The sequence below is a fragment of the Brenneria izbisi genome, assembly GCF_025840185.1.
Classification (GTDB): Bacteria; Pseudomonadota; Gammaproteobacteria; order Enterobacterales; family Enterobacteriaceae; genus Brenneria; species Brenneria izbisi.
This window is the reverse complement of sequence record NZ_JAMPJU010000007.1, coordinates 164,683-181,130: the sequence shown is the minus strand read 5'-3', so window position 1 is coordinate 181,130 and position 16,448 is coordinate 164,683. Positions and strand designations below refer to the sequence as shown.

10 protein-coding genes are annotated in these 16,448 nt (G+C 53.3%); 4 read left to right on the top strand and 6 right to left on the bottom strand.

Annotation, left to right across the window (positions count from 1 at the left end):
- Positions 1-154 precede the first annotated feature (154 nt).
- Positions 155-1,426 (top strand): mechanosensitive ion channel family protein, encoded by a 1,272-nt coding sequence (locus tag NC856_RS11300; protein ID WP_264090532.1) that lies wholly within the window; start codon positions 155-157, stop codon positions 1,424-1,426.
- 64 nt (positions 1,427-1,490) lie between these two features.
- On the opposite strand, the gene proY is transcribed toward NC856_RS11300, so the two are convergent.
- The 5 genes from proY to phoB form a co-directional block, all read right to left on the bottom strand.
- Complete coding sequence (proY, locus tag NC856_RS11295) at positions 1,491-2,852, bottom strand: proline-specific permease ProY (protein WP_264090531.1); 1,362 nt, start codon at positions 2,850-2,852, stop codon at positions 1,491-1,493.
- A 73-nt stretch (positions 2,853-2,925) separates the two neighbouring features.
- The gene (brnQ, locus tag NC856_RS11290; RefSeq protein WP_264090530.1) at positions 2,926-4,245 is read right to left on the bottom strand and encodes a branched-chain amino acid transport system II carrier protein; all 1,320 of its coding nucleotides are present in this window, start codon (positions 4,243-4,245) and stop codon (positions 2,926-2,928) included.
- 501 nt (positions 4,246-4,746) lie between these two features.
- On the bottom strand, positions 4,747-5,853 hold the full coding sequence (locus NC856_RS11285) for a cobalamin-independent methionine synthase II family protein (protein ID WP_264090529.1): 1,107 nt from the start codon (positions 5,851-5,853) through the stop codon (positions 4,747-4,749).
- Positions 5,854-6,125: 272 nt separating this feature from the next.
- Complete coding sequence (gene phoR, locus NC856_RS11280) at positions 6,126-7,448, bottom strand: phosphate regulon sensor histidine kinase PhoR (RefSeq protein WP_264090528.1); 1,323 nt, start codon at positions 7,446-7,448, stop codon at positions 6,126-6,128.
- A gap of 27 nt (positions 7,449-7,475) precedes the next feature.
- Positions 7,476-8,165: a phosphate response regulator transcription factor PhoB gene (gene phoB, locus NC856_RS11275; protein WP_264090527.1), complete on the bottom strand. Its 690-nt coding sequence runs from the start codon at positions 8,163-8,165 to the stop codon at positions 7,476-7,478.
- Between the two features lie 313 nt (positions 8,166-8,478).
- On the opposite strand from phoB, the gene sbcD reads away from it, so the two are divergent.
- The 3 genes from sbcD to rdgC all read left to right on the top strand — a co-directional run bounded on the left by sbcD (position 8,479) and on the right by rdgC (position 14,440).
- Positions 8,479-9,705 (top strand): exonuclease subunit SbcD, encoded by a 1,227-nt coding sequence (sbcD, locus tag NC856_RS11270; protein WP_264090526.1) that lies wholly within the window; start codon positions 8,479-8,481, stop codon positions 9,703-9,705.
- Positions 9,702-13,385, top strand: coding sequence for an AAA family ATPase (locus tag NC856_RS11265; RefSeq protein ID WP_264090525.1), 3,684 nt, complete (start codon positions 9,702-9,704; stop codon positions 13,383-13,385). Before sbcD ends, NC856_RS11265 begins: the two co-directional genes overlap by 4 nt.
- A gap of 125 nt (positions 13,386-13,510) precedes the next feature.
- Complete coding sequence (rdgC, locus tag NC856_RS11260; protein WP_264090524.1) at positions 13,511-14,440, top strand: recombination-associated protein RdgC; 930 nt, start codon at positions 13,511-13,513, stop codon at positions 14,438-14,440.
- A 69-nt stretch (positions 14,441-14,509) separates the two neighbouring features.
- Here the strand turns inward: rdgC and NC856_RS11255 are convergent, their stop codons facing one another.
- Positions 14,510-16,300 (bottom strand): methyl-accepting chemotaxis protein, encoded by a 1,791-nt coding sequence (locus NC856_RS11255; RefSeq protein WP_264090523.1) that lies wholly within the window; start codon positions 16,298-16,300, stop codon positions 14,510-14,512.
- Positions 16,301-16,448 lie beyond the last annotated feature (148 nt).

The following is a 16,448-nucleotide window of genomic DNA, read 5'->3' as shown; positions in this document are numbered from 1 at the left end:
TCCGCTCATAAGCGATATGACGCTATTTTTCATCTTTCCCTGAAACAAACGCCCCCCAAACAACCCTTCTCAGAACAAAAGGTTGACTGAATGCGGCAATCCCTTAGCCTTATGTTGACTCACTATTAACACAGACCGGAATAAAGGAGAGCACATGCAACAAAATCTGGCGCTGTGGCTGGAAAATGAAGGGATGCAACACGCGAGCATCATTGCGTTACTGATTGTCGTCGGACTGATCCTGCTGATTTCAGCCATCATCCATCTAATTCTTCATCAGGTGGTGTTGAAAAAGATGGTATTACGCTCATTGCGCATCACGGAAAACACCGGCGCGCCCGGTTGGAAACAGGCGTTAACGCAACATAATCTGTTTAATCGTCTGGCTTTTCTGCTTCAGGGCGTCATTCTCAATATTCAGGTCGTGCTATGGCTGCCGCCTCAGAGTGAAACCCGTGAAGCGCTGGTGATCTGTTCCCAGGTTTGGATCATGGTTTTCGCGTTGCTGGTGTTGTTCTCGCTCCTTGACATTCTGCTGGCCGTCTCTGCGCGTTCAAAAACCGCCACCCAACTGCCGCTACGGGGGATATTTCAAAGTCTGAAACTGATCGCCACCATCGTGATTGGCATCATGGTGGTGTCACTGCTGATTGGGAAATCGCCATTGATTCTCATCAGTGGATTGGGCGCCATGACCGCAGTCCTGATGCTGATTTTCAAAGATCCGATTATGGGCCTGGTGGCCGGTATCCAGCTTTCAGCCAACGACATGTTGTTGTTGGGGGACTGGCTGGAAATGCCGAAATACGGCGCTGATGGCGCGGTAATCGATATCGGGCTGACCACGGTTAAAGTCAAAAACTGGGACAATACCATCACCACCATTCCCACCTATGCCTTGATATCGGACTCATTCAAAAACTGGCGCGCGATGTCGGAATCAGGGGGACGGCGCATCAAGCGTAGCGTCAACATTGATACCACCAGCGTACATTTCATGACCGAAAGCGAACGTGAGCGGCTACTGCGCAGCAAGCTGCTTTCACCCTATATCGAGAATAAAACCAGTGAATTGCAGCAGCACAATACGCAATCGAATGTTGATCTCAATTCACCGCTCAACGGGCGTCGGCTCACCAATCTGGGCACCTTCCGCGCTTATCTTCAGGCTTATCTGCGGGCGCATCCGGGGATCCATAAAGGTATGATGCTGATGGTGCGTCAGTTGGCGCCGACGCCAGAAGGCCTGCCGCTGGAAATTTATGCCTTTACCAATACCACCGTCTGGGTTGAGTACGAAGGCATACAGGCTGATATCTTCGATCACCTATTTGCGGTGATGCCCGAATTCGATCTGCGCGTGCATCAGACGCCCACAGGACATGATATGCAAGCGCTGGCACAGCAGGTCATTTCAGCCCGTTAAAAAACAAACGGGGATGAAGCGTTTACCTCATCCCCGCATCACCCCGCATCAGCGGATTTTCACATCATTGCCGCTGATATCGCTTCTTAATCATGTAGCCAATCAGCAGCAGGACAATCCAGATAACGCCGACATAAAGCGAAACACGCGTATCCGGGAAGTAACCGATCAGGCCAATGATAAAGATCAGGAACAGGATGCCGAAAGCTGAAGTGATGACGCCGCCACGCAATGGGAACGCCAGCGCCTTCACTTCATCACGGCTCAGACCGAGGCGAAAAGCAATCTGGGAAAACAGGATCATGATCCACACCCAGACGGTGGCGAACGTCGCCAGCGACGCGATCACCAGGAACACTTTCCCCGGCATGATGTAGTTCAGGTATACCGCCACCAGCAATGCCAACATCATGACGACGACCGTCACCCAGGGAATACCGCGCGTCGAAATACGGCTGAACACTTTCGGCGCATGCCCTTGCTGCGCCATACCATGCAGCATACGTCCCACGCCAAACACATCGCTATTGATAGCAGAAAGGGAAGCGGTGATAACGACGAAATTCAGGATACCGGCGGCGGCGGGAATGCCCATATTCTGGAACGTCAGTACAAAAGGACTACCGTTGGCGCCAATCTGATCCCACGGGTAAATCGACATGATGACGAACAACGTGCCGACATAAAATACCAGAATACGCCACGGCACCGAGTTAATGGCGCGCGGGATGGATTTCTTCGGGTCCTGCGCTTCACCTGCCGTAATCCCGATGATTTCCACGCCGCCATAAGCGAACATCACCAGTTGCAGGGAAAGGATCATTCCCATCACGCCATTGCTGAAGAACCCGCCATTGGTCCACAGATTATGGATCCCGGTCGGCTCTCCGCCGTTGCCGATCCCCCAGATAATGATGCCGAAACCAGCGACGATCATGATGATAATGGTGGCGACTTTGAAGAAAGAGAGCCAAAACTCCAATTCCCCGAAGGCTTTCACATTCATCAGATTGATGGCGCCGATGATCAGCACCACACTCAGCACCCACACCCAATGCGGTACAGCCGGGAACCAGACGCCCATATAAATGCCGAAAGCGGTCACATCGGCGATGGCGACAATCAGCATCTCGAAACAGTAGGTCCAACCGGTGATATAGCCGGCCAACGGGCCAAGATAATCCTGCGCATAACGCGAGAAAGAACTAGACTGCGGGTTATTGACGGACATCTCTCCCAGCGCCCGCATGATGATATACGCCACCACCCCGCCGATCAGGTAAGCCAGCAATACGCTGGGTCCCGCCATCTGAATGGCGCTGGCGGAACCATAAAAAAGCCCGGTGCCAATCGCCGACCCCAGGGCGATAAAACGAATATGCCGCGTGCTTAACCCACGTTTGAGCTTAGCGGATTGTTGTTCCATAGATAAGTAACCTGTCTGCCAAAAGAAAAACCACAGGCGCCGGCCTGTGGTACGTAAATCAAAGCGAACCCGATTATTGATGTACCGTCACTTCCTGACGCCCGCAAAGGCGGTCATAAATCACGGTCGCCAGCAACACCAGCAGAGATGGCGGCACCCACGCCAATCCTTGTTCGCTCAGCGGCAGATTCAAGGCCCACTCAGGCAACCCTGTTTTGAAAGCGGAGGATTTTATGCCATCAATGATGCCGAACAACAGACTGATCAACATCACTGGCGCCACGATACGCGAACGGTTATTCCACCAACGCAACGTAAAACTCAGCAGAACCAGAACGATACAAGGCGGATAAATCGCGGTCAGCACCGGGATGGACAGTTGGATCAAGTGGCTCAGGCCAAGATTCGACACCACCATCGAAAACACGCCCAACACGAATACCAGCGAACGGTAAGAGAACGGCAGGTATTGAGAGAAAAACTCCGCACAGGCGCAGGTCAGGCCCACCGCCGTCACCATACAGGCGATGAAGATCAGCAATGCCAGGAAGCTGCTCCCCATATTGCCGGAGGTATACTGGACATAGGCATGCAGAATTTCCGCTCCATTACTCGCTTCCGGCACCAGCGAGCCACTGGCCGAACCTAACTGGAACAGGCTGAGATACACCAGCGTCAAACCAATCCCCGCAATCAGACCAGCCAATACGGTATAGCGTGTCAGCAGCGCTGCGCTTTCAACCCCGCGCGAACGCGCGGCATTGACAATCACAATCCCGAACACCATTGCCCCAAGGGTATCCATAGTGAGGTAGCCGTTCACAAAACCGTTGGAAAACGCCACTTGCTCATAGGCTTCGAGCGCCGGAGCATGCGTGCCGGCAGGCAGGAACACGGCGGCAATGCCAAGTACCGTCAGCGCAGCGATTTTCAGCGGGGCCAGCACATGTCCGACCGAGTCCAGCAGTCGTCCTGGGTACAACGACACCCCGATGACAATCGCAAAGTAAATCAGGCTATAAATCAGTAACGGAGAAGCCTCATTGCCCACCAGCGGCGCAAGGCCCACTTCAAAAGAAACGGTTGCCGTGCGCGGCGTGGCAAACAACGGGCCGACAGCCAGATAACAAACCGTTGCCAGCAGCACGCCCGCTTTTTTGCCAATGGGCGAACTGAGCGCGTCAATGCCTCCGCCGACACGCGCCAGCGCAATCACGGTCAGCACCGGCAAGCCCACCGCAGTCAGCAGGAAACCCATTGCCGCGCTCCACACATGTTCGCCGGCCTGCAACCCGACGATCGGCGGAAAAATAATATTCCCCGCGCCGACAAACAAGGCAAAGGTCATAAACCCCAATGCCACGATATCTTTGGATGTTAAACGATGACTCATAGTGATGTTGTGTTGCCTGTTTCAATCGAAAAAAAGGAATACCTGTGCTGCGGTCGCTGTGCATCAGAGCAGTCAGTCGCACGGTCAATATGCAGGTTTGGACATTACATTTTGGCTGGCAGCCATATTGGGGGCTAAGTAAACCGTTTATAGCGAGAAAAGACAAGGCGAGATCTAAAAACCAGAACTTTAAACTAAATAATAGATTTAATCTGGCATATAAGGTTATCAATCCCAAATCAGATGACACATGATTTGTGCATTTATCAGTACATCAGCGCAATAAAACTAATGCAAATTAATCAATGATGCGTGAAATTGGTCATAAACAAAACTTATTGCATAAAAAACATACCGCCATGTTGATTGCGGCTGAAATTCGCCATTGTTTCATCGTGTCGAAAGCGCACTAGTCGAGAAGGCATTAAAAAAAAGCAGTGCAGAAGAGGATAAACCCCGGCGCTGAAACGCCAGTCTCCGGGGTTAGCCTTTTAGTGAACATCACCACACGCGACTGGCGATATCAACCACCCGTTTCAGTTTGTCCCATTGCTGCGCTTCCGTCAGGGAATTGCCCTCTTCAGTCGAAGCAAATCCACATTGCGGGCTGAGGCAAATTTGATTGATGTCCACAAATTTGGCCGCTTCAGCAATACGCGCCTCTACCGTTTCCACATTTTCCAGGGCGCCGGTTTTGGTGGTGATTAATCCCAGCACTACTTGCTGATGTCCCGGTTTAATAAACCGCAGCGGCTCGAAGCCTCCCGCACGTTCAGTATCATATTCGAGGAAGAACGCATCCACATTGACTTCGCCAAACAGTATTTCCGCCACCGGTTCATAACCGCCTTCCGAAATCCAGGTAGAGCGGAAATTCCCACGGCATACGTGCAGCCCTATCGTCAGATCATCAGGTTTGTCCGCCAGCGCTTTATTCAGTACATCGGCATAAGTCCTCGCCAGCCGGTCAGGATCTTCTCCCCGTTCGCGGATTTGGCGTTTCTGATCGTCAGAACACAGATACCCCCAGACGGTATCATCCAGTTGCAGATAACGACACCCTGCCTGATAGAACGCATGAATCGCATCACGCCAGGTTTGCGCCAGATCGTCAAAATACGCGGCCAAATCCGGGTACACCTGCTTATCAATCGCTTTGCGGCCGCCCCGGAAATGCATCACGCTGGGACTGGGGATGGTCATTTTCGCCACCGCATCACCGGCGATGCGGTTCAGATAGCGGAAATGGTCCAGCATGGGGTGTTGCGGATTAAATCTGACTTTATCAACCACACGAATCGCATGAGATTTGGTCTGGATGCCATTAAATTGAATACCTTGTTCCGCTTCATAGCGCTCCACCCCATGCAACCCGGCGAAGAAATCAAAATGCCACCAGGCACGGCGAAGTTCGCCGTCGGTTACCACCTGCAGGCCGGTCTGACGCTGTAACTGAACCACCCGCAAGATCTCCCGATCCTCGACGTCGCGCAGTTGGGCGGCATTAATATCACCCGCCTGAAACTGAATACGGGCCTGCTTGAGTGCTTCCGGGCGTAGTAAACTGCCGACTACATCCGCACGAAAAGGAGGAAGTGTTTTCGCCATATGTCGCTCCTTACCACCCCTATGCCACTAACAGCGGCTGCCAGATGGTCTTATTATGAAAGAATTACCGGATTAAATAGTTGCCTGGTTAAATAGTTACGTCGCGATTTATAGCCATCTGGACGTCTAAATATACTCGTATACTTTCATGCATGGGAAAATGGAGCAATAGAAGATTTTTCACCTGCCATGAATTTTTTTCATGGCAGGTCAGCTTGCACGTCGTAAACGTCTGCAACGTTAACGGCAAATTTCATGTAGCGTATTTTCCGTTACACAGAGGGTTTCATGGTGTTTTCAGCCAGCGAGACAGGAACGACCAACCGGTTGGGAAGTGTAAACCCAAAGCGGGAACCCAAAGCTTCTTCGCTTATGATGTCTAACCGGGAATCATGGTGGCTAAGCGCATGTTTCACAATCGCCAGCCCCAATCCACTGCCGCCTGTCTGTCGCGAACGCGCTTTATCAACGCGATAGAAGCGCTCAGTCAGGCGAGGAAGATGCTCAGGCGCAATGCCCGGCCCATTATCGCTGACCTGAAACTGCGCCCCTTGCGGACTCTTCTGCCAACACACTTCAATGCGCGTCCCGGCAGGCGTATGGTTGACTGCGTTATACACCAGATTCGACGCCGCACTACGCAACTGCTCTTCATTACCAAAGACCTGAAGATTATCATTTACGCGGAATACCACCTCATGACGCCCTTGACTCAGGGTTTGCGCTTCGCGCTGCAAGACACGCAATATCCGCGGCATATCGACTTTCTCATTCAAATCAATGGCCGAGGCCGCTTCAATTCTTGAGAGCGTCAGCAGTTGCTTCACCAATCCTTCCATGCGGCGCGTCTGCTCCTGCATGGTGTTCAGCGCCTTATTGCGCAGCGAGCGATCCAGCGTTTCATCCTGCATCATCTCCAGATAGCCTTGCAACACCGTCAGGGGAGTACGTAATTCATGACTGACATTGGCAAAAAAGTTGCGTCTGGCCCCTTCAAGCTGATGCATCTGCGTAATATCACGCACCACCATCAGTAACTGCCCTTCCGAATACGGCATCACGCGAAATTCAACATGGTGACCGTTGTTCAATTGCAAGGTCAGCGGCTTGCTGAAATCACGCGCTTTCATATAGCGGGCAAATTCCGGGTAGCGCAGCAGGTTAAGGATATTCTGGCCATTATCTTCCGGCCAACGGAAGTTCAACAGATGCTGCGCCAGATGATTACACCAGAAGATGGAACCCACTTCGGTGGTGATGACCAACGCATCCGGCAGGGATTCGGCGCCGCTGCGAAAGCGTTTAATCAACAGCGCCAACTCACGTCGACGCCGGCGATTACGCAATTGCATCTGATACAGGCCATAAAACAACGGCTCCCAACTCCAGCGGCCAGACGGCGGGGTCATACTGCGGTCGACCCACAGCCAGTGGGACAGTTTTAGTTGATTATAAAAGTTCCAGCACAGGACGGCCAAAACTGCGGTCAGTAAAAACCAGGGCAAATAACCAAAAACCAGCCCCAGCAAGAAAGCGGGCAAGCAAAAAAAAGCCAGCTCCAATGCCAGCCTTTTCCACGATAGACGTTCTAGCACGTTAATGTTTCTCCGGCACAACTACCTTCAGTAACGCGTTGAAAAACGATATCCCGTTCCCCGAACGGTCTGCACCATTTTTTCATGACCGCTGGTTTCCAGAGCTTTACGCAACCGCCGGATATGCACATCAACGGTACGATCTTCGACATAAACGTTAGTGCCCCAAACGTTATTCAGCAACTGTTCCCTACTGTACACCCGCTCCGGGTGAGTCATAAAGAAATGCAGCAACTTAAACTCCGTCGGCCCCATATCCAGCGCGTGTTCTTCGGTCGTCACCCGGTGGGAAGTCGGATCCAGGCTCAAACCGCGCATTTCAATGACTTCTTCCACCGCCATCGGTGAAATTCGCCGCATCACGGCCTTGATGCGCGCAACCAACTCTTTTGGCGAAAACGGTTTGATAATGTAATCATCCGCCCCGACTTCAAGACCACGGACACGATCCTCTTCCTCGCCACGCGCGGTCAACATCATCACGGGGATATCGCGGGTAAGCGCTTCCCGCTTCATATGCTTAATGAATTGCAGCCCTGATCCGCCGGGCAGCATCCAATCCAACAACACCAGTTCTGGAAACGGCTCCGCAAGCCGCTTAACCGCACTGTCATAATCTTCAGCTTCGACTGGCTGATAGCCATTCTGCTCCAAAACGAAGCAGACCATTTCACGAATCGGTGCTTCATCTTCTACGACCAATATGCGTCTTGCCATGGTTAATCCTGTCGTTAGTCATCGTCGCTGTTAGCATACGCCGAGCATTATGCGTCAGTTTTGTGACATTTTTATTAAAAAATCGCGGAAGCGATTTTCAACGTCACATAGTGACGGCCCGCAGGGTGAGCCCCAGGAACTGGGCGAATAAAAAATCGCGGAAGCGATTTTCAACGTCACATAGTGACGGCCCGGCCTCTACTCAACAACATATTTTCGAGCCGCTTTCCAAAAACAGGTTTTCGCGGCGACAGCCGTCACGGTGGCTGTTTATAATCACCGGCATTGCAATGACAGCCATTCAGGGAGTTCCATGCGTATTATTCACACCGCCGACTGGCATCTGGGACAGTATTTTTATACCAAAAGCCGTGCCGCCGAGCATCAGGCTTTCCTGCACTGGCTTATCAATCAGGTTGTGCGGCATCAGGTAGATGCCGTCATCGTGGCGGGCGACATCTTTGATAATGGTTCGCCGCCCAGTTACGCCAGAGAAATGTATTACCGTTTCGTGGTCGAACTGCAACGCACAGGCTGCCAACTGGTGGTGTTGGGCGGTAATCATGATTCCGTCGCCACCCTGAACGAATCACGGGATCTGCTGGCTTGCCTGAATACGCGCGTCATCGCCAGTACCGATGGCGATCCCGGCAAGCAGGTGATGGTGCTGGAAAACCGTCAGCATCAGCCCGGCGCCATCCTCTGTGCTATCCCGTTTTTACGTCCGCGAGATCTGATGACCAGTCAGGCCGGACAATCCGGTGAGGAAAAGCAACTGACCTTGCTGAATGCCATCGCCGCACACTACCAACAGTGTTATCAGCTGGCGTGCCGGCAGCGTGTTGCGCTGGGGCTGCCATTGCCCATCATCGCCACCGGCCATCTGACCACCGTCGGCGTCACCGCCTCCGACTCGGTGCGGGATATTTACATCGGCACCCTGGATGCATTCCCGGCCCAGTCGTTTCCCCCCGCCGACTATATCGCGCTCGGCCATATCCATCGCCCGCAACGCGTGACGCAAAGCGCGCATATACGTTATAGCGGCTCGCCCATTCCGTTGAGCTTTGATGAACTGGGCAGCGAAAAATCCGTTTATCTGGTGACATTCGAACCAAACAGCCCGCCGAACATTGACACGCTGCCGGTGCCGGTCACCCAGCCGATGCAACTTATCAAAGGCAACTTGACGGACATAGAGCGCCAACTGACCGCCTTTGCCGATTATCAAGGGGAAAAACCGGTCTGGCTGGATATTGAAATCACCACGCAGGCTTATCTGAGCGATATCCAGAAACGCATTCAGGCGCTGACCGATGGCTTAGCCGTTGAGGTGTTGCTGCTGCGCCGCAACCGTGAACAACATCAGCCAGCCATCGCCCGACAGGAAAAAGAGACGCTGGATGAACTGACCGTACACGACGTGTTTGAACGTCGGCTGGCGACCGCCGTTGATCTGGAGGAACCCCGACGGCAGCGGGTACGCACGTTGTTCGGACAGGTGATTAATGAATTGGAACAGAGTGAACTCGCCGAATGAAAATCCTCAGCCTGCGCTTAAAAAATCTCAATGCCCTGCAAGGGGAATGGAAAATCGACTTCACCCAGGAGCCGTTCTCCAGTAACGGCCTGTTTGCCATTACCGGGCCGACCGGCGCCGGGAAAACCACGCTGCTGGACGCCATTTGTCTGGCGCTCTACCACGAAACGCCGCGGCTCAAAAACATTTCCGCCAGCCACAACGAACTGATGACGCGCGGTACGGCGGAATGTCTGGCCGAGGTGGAATTCGAGGTCAGAGGCGTCGGCTATCGCGCCTTCTGGAGTCAGCGACGGGCCAGAAACGTGGCGGAAGGCAATTTGCAAACGCCGAAAGCGGAATTGGCCCTGATAGAGAACGGCAAGATCCTGAGTGAGAAACTGACGGACAAACTGGCGATGACCGCGGACATCACCGGTCTGAATTTTGACCGGTTTACCCGCTCCATGATGCTGTCGCAGGGGCAGTTCGCCGCTTTTCTTCATGCAAATGCGAATGATCGGGCGGAACTGCTGGAAGAACTCACGGGCACAGATATTTACGGCCTGATTTCCGAGCGTGTGTTCGACAAACACAAGCAGGCCAGAAACGCGCTGGATACCTTACAGGTAAAAGCCGCCGGTATTGAACTGCTCAATGACGAACAGCGTCAGCAACTGGAAAACGAGCTTGCCGCCCTGCTCAGGCAGGAGCAAAACGTTAACGCAGAACGTGAGCAAGCGCTGACTCATCAACGTTGGTTTGATCTGCTGGCGCAGCGTCAGTCATCTCTCGCCACGGCAAAAACACAGCATGATGCGGCTGAAACCGCCATGTTGCAGGCGCAACCGCAATTGGCAAAGCTGGCGCAAAGCGAGCCGGCGGAAAAACTCCGTCCGCTCCAACAGGAGCGGGAACGCTATCAACGCGAATCCGCCGACCTGACGCAGCAGGTTGCCCGTCTGACGGAACAGCAGCAAACCCAAACCACCATGCTCACCGCGCGACGTGAACAAGAAGAGCAAGCCGTTCAGACACTGCGCGAACATGCAAATTTTCGGCAACAGCAAGAAACGCTGATTAATGAGCAAGTGATCCCACTCGATCATCAGATCAAGACGCTGCAACAGCAGGCGGAGAAACAACGGCAGGAGCGGGAACAGGCCGTGGCGCATCAACAAGCGACGCAACACCGACAGGCCCAAACCGAACAGCAACGGCAAGCGATCCGGCAACAGATTGAACAGCTTACCGCCTATCAACAGCAGCATGTCCATCATCAGCATTGGGGAGAACATCTCTCGCTGTGGCGCGCGCAATTTCAGCAACAGAAACAATTGCAGGATGAAGCAACCAGCCTGTGGGAAAAGCAGACCACCTTTGCCGGACAAGCGGAACAGTTAAGACAAACCGCCGCAACGTTAACCGCACAGCAGCGTGCGCGGCAGGCTACCGTCGAGGAAGCGCAACGGCAGTTCACACACCATCAGCAGACACTGGACGCTCAGGAGGCCGCACAGCCTCTCGATGCATTGCATCAGCAGCTAAGTCAGTCCATCGCCCTGCGCCCTGAGCGTCAGCAACTGGCAACCACATTGGCGTTGTTTCAACAGTTAACACTGCGTCGGCAACAGGTGGAAAAGCAGCAGAACCCGTTGCGGGAAGCGATCCAACTGTTGGAAGCAGAGCAGAAACAACAGCGGCAAACATGGGAACAACGGCGCGATCGTCTGGCCGATCTGGAAAAACGTTATCAGTTGGAATTGCGCATTGTTCAACTGGAAGCCGAGCGGGACCGCTTACAGCCGGGCGAAGCATGTCCGCTGTGCGGCTCTACCCATCACCCGGCGATTGTCAGCTACCAGGCGCTGCAACCATCACAAACCGAGCAACGCCTGCTTCAATTGCGACAGGAAACCGGGCAGTTGGAAAACGCGCTGACGCATGGCGATGCCCGACTGATCTCATTAAATCAACAGGTTCAGCAACAATCCGAGGAGGCTTCCCGGCTGGCTGATACATACCAGACGCTGCTGCAACAGTGGCAAGAGGTCAGTAAGCGCTTACAAGTGGACTTTCCCCCCGAGCAAGCCGCTGAAGTGACCGACTGGCTGACGCAAAGTGAAATCAGGGAGCAACAGATTCAACGGCAGATCGTCATCCGGGAGCAGGCACAAAAGCAGTGGCAGGAAAGTAAGGATTCACTGACCAACACCAATGCCGCGCTGCAAAATACCCAACAAGCGATCGCCTTGAATAATCAACAGCAGCAGACGCTGCGACAGGCCCAGGATGAGGTTCAGCAATCGCTGCAACAAATGCACACCCAGCAAACGCGGCATCAACAGTCATTGGAGAATACGTTAAAGACATTCGCCCTACCCCTGCCAGCCATAACGGAACAAGCGGACTGGCTGGCGCTGCGAACGGAAGAATGGCAATGCTGGAAAAATAGCGAGCAGGCGCTGCAACAGAGCGCAAACCAACTAACGGCATTAGAGACGCAATACCAACATCTGACCAATACGCTGGCGGAAACGACGCAACAGGCGCAGGCGCTGACCCAGCAACAGGCCTTGCTATGCAAAGAGTTGGAGACACGCCGACAGCAACGGCGGCAGCTTTTTGGCCGCCAACAGACAACGGAAGTCAGCAACCGGCTGCGTCAACTCAGCCAGCAATATGAACAAGCCTGTCAGCAGGCACAGCAACAACGTCAACAGACCGAGTCAACCCTCAGTCGTCTGAACGGTGAGCTAAGCAGCGTCATACAGCAGCAAACCCGCGTTGCCGCGTTGACTCAACAGGCCGAACAGCGCTTCGCGCAAGCGTTGCGACAAAGCGGCTTCCCCGATGAAACAGCCTTCAACCACGCCTTGCTTGATGAGCAAGAGCGTTACCAATTACAGGCGTGGAAAGAAACGCTGTCTCAGGCGCGCCAGCAGGCCATGGCCTTATATCAGCAGGCAGAACAGCAATTACTGACCCACCGGCAACAGCGACCCGCCGCGCTCGCCGAGGACGCCACGCGGCCCATTATTGAACAAGCGTTGGCCGTGCATCAGGAAAACCTGAAAGCAAACCATCAACAGCAGGGTGAAATCCGCCAGCGGCTCAATGACGATCAACGGCATCGGCAAAACCAGCAGGCGCTATTGGCCGAAATCGCACAAAGTCAGCAACACTATGACGACTGGAGTTGCCTCAATGATCTGATTGGCTCACAGAAAGGCGATAAATTCCGCCGTTTCGCTCAAGGTCTGACGCTGGATCATCTGGTGTATCTGGCTAATCGGCAGCTTTCCCGCTTGCATGGCCGCTATCAGCTACAGCGGAAAACCAGCGAAGAACTGGAGCTTCAGGTGGTGGATACCTGGCAGGCCGACGCCATCAGGGATACTCGTACCTTGTCTGGCGGCGAGAGCTTTCTGGTCAGTTTGGCGCTGGCGTTGGCGCTTTCCGATCTGGTGAGTAATAAAACCAGTATTGATTCGCTGTTTCTGGATGAAGGCTTCGGTACGCTGGATGCCGAAACCCTCGATACCGCGTTGGATGCGCTGGATAATCTTAACGCCTCCGGTAAGACGATCGGCGTCATCAGTCATGTCGAGGCGATGAAAGAGCGCATTCCGGTGCAGATCAAAGTGGAAAAAGTCAACGGTTTGGGACTCAGCCGTCTGGCGCCACAGTTTGCCGTTTAGTTCACACGGCGCGGCGGCGCTGAATGATCTCATTTTATGCTACATAAGCCCGCCGAATTGGTTATCATGCGCGCTGCATCAATAAACCCGCGTGCAAACCTGCGCGCCCAGTCAGGGATAACACCATGCTGTGGTTTAAAAACTTAATGATTTACCGCTTAAGCCGGGACGCTGTTTTATCCAAAGGGAACGTTTTATCAGCGGATGAACTGGAAAAACAGCTTGTCAGCTTTGCTTTTACGCCTTGCGGCAGTCAGGACATGATGAAAACCGGTTGGGTATCGCCCATGGGTTCTCACAGTGATGCATTGACGCATAGCGTGAATGGACAGATCGTTCTCTGCGCCCGCAAAGAAGAGAAAATTCTGCCTTCTCCGGTGATTAAACAAACGCTGCAAGCCAAAATCGAGCGGCTGGAGGCGGAGCAACACCGCAAGCTGAAAAAGACCGAGAAAGATTCTCTGAAAGACGAAGTGCTGCACAGTCTGCTGCCGCGCGCTTTCAGCCGATTCAGTCAGATCTGGTTATGGATTGATACGGTAAATGGCCTGATCATGGTAGATGCGGCCAGCGCTAAAAAAGCCGAGGATACGCTGGCGCTGTTGCGTAAAACGCTCGGTTCGCTGCCTGTCGTGCCGCTTACCATGGAAAATCCGATAGCACTGACGTTGACCGAATGGGTGCGTTCCGGCGAGCCGCCGGCGGGTTTCACCTTGCAGGATGAGGCCGAGTTGAAAGCCATTCTGGAGGATGGCGGGGTTATTCGCTGTAAGAAGCAGGATCTGGTGAGCGACGAGATAACCGTCCATATTGAAGCTGGTAAGTTGGTCACTAAACTGGCGTTGGACTGGCAGGAACGTCTGCAACTGGTGCTATCAGACGACGGTTCACTGAAACGATTGAAATTTTCAGATACGTTGCGTGAGCAGAATGATGACATTGACCGGGATGATTTTGCGCAGCGTTTCGATGCCGATTTTATTCTGATGACCAGCGAACTCGCTGCCCTGATCAGTAATCTGATTGAAGCGCTGGGCGGCGAGGCGCAGCGCTAATCTCGCGATGAATGTACGCGCCTGAATGATGCCCGCCGTTAACCAACATCGTTGCGACGGGCATCATGCCTACACTTTGAAGTGTCCGATTACCTTCGTCAAATCGTCGGCCTGTGACTGCAATGCCGCGGATGCCGCCGCAGACTCCTGAACCAACGCCGCATTCTGCTGCACCATCGAATCCAACTGCGCGACCGCTTTATTGATTTCATGGATGCCGCGCATCTGTTCATCAGCCGCATGAGTGATCTCAGACATCACCGTCGTGACCGTCGAAACCCCGCCAACAATTTCATTCATGGTACTGCTGGCCTGGCGCACCTGCGTCGAACCGGATGTGACGCTGGCAACGGTCGATTCAATCAGTTCTTTAATCTCTTTCGCCGCCTGCGCGCTGCGCTGCGCCAGATTACGCACTTCACCCGCGACCACCGCGAAACCGCGCCCCTGCTCGCCAGCCCGCGCCGCTTCCACCGCCGCATTCAGCGCCAGGATATTCGTCTGGAAAGCGATGCCGTCAATCACGCCGATAATATCGCCAATTTTGCCGGATGCGGTCACAATATCTTCCATTGTGACAATCACATCAGACACGACCTTTCCGCCCACCCCGGCATCCTTCGCCAGGGTCAGGGCTTTTTCATTCACCTGCTGCGCAGAACCGGCAGACTGCGTAACGGTCGCGGAAATCTGCTCCAACGCTGCCGCCGTTTGCTGAATGCTTGACGCCGCAGACTCGGTTCGCGACGACAGGTCATTATTTCCCGCCGAGATTTCATCCGCCGCCATCTGTAACGAGGCGCTGATATCACGGATCTGAGACATCACCTGGCCGAGCTTATCGATAAAGATATTAAATGAACGCGCGATCTGCGCGACCTCATCATGTCCTTCATCCGGCAGACGCTGCGTCAGATCGTTATTGCCATGACTGATATCGTCCATCGCATCACGAATCAACAGCAAACGCTTCAGCGTTGACGTAATGATGAATCCAACCACCAGCGAACCAATTAATGCAATCACCAGCAGCGTACCGACGGAGGTGAACAGTAAAGAACGCATGCCTTCGGTAGCTTCGGCTCTATCCAGCGCCACCAGCATATACCAGTCCGTACCGCGGATCGGCTGGGCAAGCACCAGTTTTGTCGCGCCCGCGACATCAATAGCAAGCGGACGTGTTGCCGCTATTAACGCACTCAGATCAATACCCGGCGCGATCTCGGCAATATTCTTCAATGTGAGCTTTTCATCAGGATGCGCGATAATCGTGCCGTCACGCGCGATCAACACGCCGAAGCTGGCAGGCGTTGGATTGATTGACTTCACGTTCTCAATCACGCTCTGCATGGTCACATCGCTGCCCAGCACCCCTTTGAGCGTACCGCCATCCAACACTGGCGCGGCGAAAGAAACAATCAGTTCTTTGGTCGAAACATCGACATAAGGCGCGGTGGCAATCGGTTTGCCTGCTTTCACCGCCTGTTGATACCAGGGACGGATCGTCGGGTCATAATCCGCGGGGATACCCGCAGGATCGGAAAATTTCGCGGTTTTATCCTCATATCCCATATAAACATTAATGAACCCGCCAGAAGCGGCGACCTGTTTAAACAGAGGAATAGGATCGTCATTGGTCAGCACGTTATCGTTGAGTGCGGTAACCATCAGGGTTTTAGATTGCACCCATTCGCCAATCGCCATGCTGTGGCTGGTCGCTACCGCATTCAGCATGTTATCGATGGACTCCTCATTAGAGTTATTTGCTATGGTGTAATTAAGAAAAGTATTAATGGCGAGAGAAAGCACAACGATTGTCGTACAAGCCGCCAAAATGCGGCCACGTGTTGTTTTCAACATAGGAGACTCTTAGCATGGAATTGTAATATCTTTCATAACGGCATCATAAAATAAAACTTGAGCCAGATCGCATTAAGCGGTGTTAATTTACTGAGGCGCCCACAAAAATAAACAAACAGCTTCAACTAGCTTTTTAATAAAAACAAGA

Coding starts and splice junctions, on each gene's coding strand:
- NC856_RS11300 (WP_264090532.1), top strand. CDS start 155: ATGCAACAAAATCTGGCGCTGTGGCTGGAAAATGAAGGGATGCAACAC.
- proY (WP_264090531.1), bottom strand. CDS start 2,852: ATGGAACAACAATCCGCTAAGCTCAAACGTGGGTTAAGCACGCGGCAT.
- brnQ (WP_264090530.1), bottom strand. CDS start 4,245: ATGAGTCATCGTTTAACATCCAAAGATATCGTGGCATTGGGGTTTATG.
- NC856_RS11285 (WP_264090529.1), bottom strand. CDS start 5,853: ATGGCGAAAACACTTCCTCCTTTTCGTGCGGATGTAGTCGGCAGTTTA.
- phoB (WP_264090527.1), bottom strand. CDS start 8,165: ATGGCAAGACGCATATTGGTCGTAGAAGATGAAGCACCGATTCGTGAA.
- sbcD (WP_264090526.1), top strand. CDS start 8,479: ATGCGTATTATTCACACCGCCGACTGGCATCTGGGACAGTATTTTTAT.
- NC856_RS11265 (WP_264090525.1), top strand. CDS start 9,702: ATGAAAATCCTCAGCCTGCGCTTAAAAAATCTCAATGCCCTGCAAGGG.
- rdgC (WP_264090524.1), top strand. CDS start 13,511: ATGCTGTGGTTTAAAAACTTAATGATTTACCGCTTAAGCCGGGACGCT.
- NC856_RS11255 (WP_264090523.1), bottom strand. CDS start 16,300: ATGTTGAAAACAACACGTGGCCGCATTTTGGCGGCTTGTACGACAATC.